At 37.8% G+C, this 3,650-nt stretch carries 2 protein-coding genes and 1 pseudogene; all 3 read left to right on the top strand.

The window, feature by feature from the left end; genetic code table 11:
* The first annotated feature begins 74 nt into the window (after positions 1-74).
* The 3 genes and pseudogenes from CP355_RS09555 to CP355_RS09545 all read left to right on the top strand — a co-directional run bounded on the left by CP355_RS09555 (position 75) and on the right by CP355_RS09545 (position 3,566).
* Positions 75-743 carry an ABC transporter ATP-binding protein gene (locus CP355_RS09555; protein WP_098044421.1) on the top strand — a complete coding sequence of 223 codons (669 nt, stop codon included), beginning with the start codon at positions 75-77 and terminating at the stop codon, positions 741-743.
* A gap of 9 nt (positions 744-752) precedes the next feature.
* Positions 753-3,283, top strand: a pseudogene (locus CP355_RS09550) (FtsX-like permease family protein).
* A gap of 46 nt (positions 3,284-3,329) precedes the next feature.
* Positions 3,330-3,566: a hypothetical protein gene (locus CP355_RS09545; RefSeq protein WP_025005976.1), complete on the top strand. Its 237-nt coding sequence runs from the start codon at positions 3,330-3,332 to the stop codon at positions 3,564-3,566.
* Positions 3,567-3,650 lie beyond the last annotated feature (84 nt).

Here is a 3,650-nt window from a genome sequence, read left to right as displayed (position 1 = left end):
AATGGACTTTTTTTAATATTTGAACGAAGTGTTCAATTTGATTTTACAATCCGCCATTAAAAAATAATACTAAAATTTATCAATCTGGGGATACAACTATTTACGCCAATAAAGATATTACTTTTTCTATTAATAAGGGAGAATTAGTAGTTATCTTAGGCTCTTCAGGAGCCGGCAAATCCACACTGCTCAATATTCTAGGCGGAATGGAACCTAATACAAGCGGTGATGTGATCGTCGCAGGCAAAAACATTGCATCTTATAACGCCAAACAATTAATAACTTACCGCAGAAATTATGTGGGATTTGTCTTTCAATTCTATAATTTAATCCCTAATCTAACTGCAAAAAAAAACGTAGAACTGGCTGCGCAAATCGTGCCTGATGCAATGAATCCAGATGAGGCTTTAAGAGAAGTAGACTTATCTGATAGAGAGCAAAATTTTCCCGCTCAATTATCTGGTGGTGAACAACAACGTGTCGCTATTGCTCGTGCTATTGCGAAAAAGCCAGAGCTATTATTGTGTGATGAGCCAACAGGAGCACTCGATTACAAAACCGGTAAACAGATTTTAAAAATTCTACAAGACATGAGCCGAAAAAATGGCTCCACTGTGCTCATCGTTACCCATAACGCCGCTATTGCACCAATTGCGGATAAAGTAATTCGTATTCGTGACGGTAGCATTCAAAAGATTGAAACTAATGATCAGCCTGCGGATATCAGCAGCATTGAATGGTAGGTGTTGATAATGCACAAATCAATTTTATGGAAGGACGCTTTCCAAGCCATAACGCATTCGCTTGGTCGTTATATCGCAATTATCTTACTAATTGGTTTAGGTACTTTTGCCTTCGTAGGACTAAAAATAGCCGGCCCCGATATGCGTGCAACAGGTGCGGACTTTTTTACTAAGCACAATTTAGCCGATGTCACCGTTAGTTCCAACTACGGAATTAATTCAACTGATCGAGCAACCATTCAAAATCTCCCTGAAATTAAGCAGGCTACCTTTGGCTATCTGCAAGATGTAAAAGTCAAAAATAAGCAAGATGTCTTGCGGGTATTCTCTCAGTCAAATAATCTCTCAAGCTATGAATTAAGGGCCATTTCCCAGAAAACAATAAAGAAATTGCTCTTTCTTATTTGCTAAAAAATAAGTATCACATCGGAGAAAAAATCAGTTTCGTCAAACCAGGAATCCTAAAGAATAAAACATATAAAATTGTCGGCTTTGTTAAATCAAGCGAATTTTTGGATAAAACACAATTCGGTCAGACCAATATCGGCAATGGTCGACTAAGTGGATTCGCTGTAACAACGCATAATGCGTTCGCTTCACCTGTGTATCAAGTTTCACGTGTAACTTTTAAAAACACCGCTAATCTGAGCCCATTTAGTGTCACTTATCGCAATCGCGTTTACCATGATCAAAACAAATTGCAGAAGGCTTTAAACAAGAATAGACAAGACAAATACGATAAATACGTTCAGCTATATCAAAAACAATATCAAAAGAAGGCCGCTGAGCAATTAATCAAAAAAGGCATCCCTATTACGCCTGAGCAAATTGAGGTACCTAAAAATAAAATCCAAATCGATTATCCTAGCTATACCATTAACAGTCGTGAGAAAAGCCAAGGGTATTCATCCTATCGTGCTGATTCTGAGCGAGTCGAAGTTTTAGCCAACGTCTTCCCTGTCTTTTTGTTTGCCGTTGCTGCATTGGTCAGTTTGACTACCATGATGCGTTTCGTAGAAGAAGAACGTACTAATATTGGAACATTTAAGGCACTCGGTTATAGCAACGCTAGCATTGCGCTCAAGTTCTTGCTTTACAGCACTTCTGCGGCAATTTTAGGCGTGATCTTAGGTGCTAGCTTAGGTTATACTTTCTTGCCTAACATGATTATCAAGGCTTACCTAGCTAGTTCCACATTGGGAAGTGATTACCAGCTTAACTTTGCTTGGTGGCCATTGCTTATTTCGTTAATTATCGCACTACTTGCTACTACTGCTGTTTCTATGTTGACGCTTTATCAAACTCTAAAAGAAAAGCCAGCAGCATTGCTTTTACCTAAACCACCTAAAAATGGTTCTCGTATTTTACTGGAACACATCCCCTGGTTATGGAAACACATGAGTTTTTCTGCCAAAGTTACTGCACGAAACATCTTCCGCTACAAGAGTAGAATGTTAATGACCATTTTTGGCGTAGCAGGTTGTACAGGCTTGCTAGGCATGGGATTCGGCATTCGTGATTCTCTTCAGGGAATTGGCAATATTCAATATTCCGCTGTCCAAAAAAATGACATCATTGCTTTAAAGAGCAAACATGTTACTAAAAAAGAGCAGCATGAATTAGATAGCATTTTTAAAGAAAAAGATATTACACAAACAAATGCCGTGCAGTATCAGCAATTAACCAAGCATCTTAATCAAAGCGGTTCAACTGAAAACATCATGATGATTACACCAGAATCAGCCGCTAATTTTAGGAAATAAATCAATTTAAGAGAAAGGCAAAGTAAAAAGAAACTCACTTTGCCTGACGATGGCGTAATTATTTCTGAAAAATTAGCTACCTTGTTAAACGCCAGGAAAGGCTCAACTATTTCTCTAAAAAACAGCGCTTGAAAAACTTACCGCTTTAAAGTTAAAGGAATTTGTGAAATGTATTTGGGGCATTACGTCTTTATGAATCAAAAAGAATACGCCCGCGCTACTGGTCAAAAATACGCTGCGAATGCCTATCTCGTTACTATGAGAAGTCATGAGCTGCAAGAAGTTAATCGTATTAGCAGGAAGTTAGTCAAAACGGCCGCAATTGAAACAGTGATTTCCAATTCTTCGAATAGAAAAATATTAGGCAGCTACACCGGTAGTCTGAACGAAGTTATCTTTATTTTGATTTCAGGGATGCTCGACATTGTCGTTATCTACAATTTGACCAACATCAACGTTGCAGAAAGAATTCGGGAGCTGGCTACTATCAAGGTGTTGGGATTTTATGACAATGAAGCTACCATGTATATCTATCGGGAGACTATTATTCTCTCTGCATTAGGAATTATTGTTGGCTTTGGTTTCGGTTGGTGGCTGCACCACTTTATTATCACCAGCTTGCCGCCAGATGCCGCAATGTTTGATCCAAATATGTATCCATTTAACTTTGTATTCTCCGCATTGATTCCAGCAATCATTACTGCTGCCTTAGCAGTTGTAGTTCACCACAAGATTAAAAAGATCAATATGCTAGATGCTTTATCATCAATTGATTAGCAAGCATTATGCTATAATGCCTTTATAGAAAAGGGTGGGAACAATTATGCCAAGAAAACACTTTGAATTAAATAGCGATATTGCTAAATTAATCGACAAATATAACGAAATTAACGATACTGACTTTAATGACTTAGTTAATACAGCATTGAGATTCTATCTCGTTAACCAAATGAGCTATAAAGACGTTCAAGAGGCTTTGAAAGAAGCTGATGTTGAAACGTCAAGATACGTTGATGAAGCAATGCGTTCCAGCATGGGCGACATCAATCGTAACTATTAAAACTACTAAAAAAGGCGGCAGGAAAACCTCAATGTCATTAAGTTAAGACATTGACAATTAATATTAGACTTTTAAAGCACTGAT

This window comes from Lactobacillus sp. UMNPBX4 (genome assembly GCF_002554115.1).
Lineage (GTDB): Bacteria > Bacillota > Bacilli > Lactobacillales > Lactobacillaceae > Lactobacillus > Lactobacillus gallinarum.
The sequence above is the reverse complement of the archived record's forward strand: the minus strand, read 5'-3'. Positions and strand labels throughout refer to the sequence as shown.

Coding starts and splice junctions, on each gene's coding strand:
- CP355_RS09545 (WP_025005976.1), top strand. CDS start 3,330: ATGCCAAGAAAACACTTTGAATTAAATAGCGATATTGCTAAATTAATC.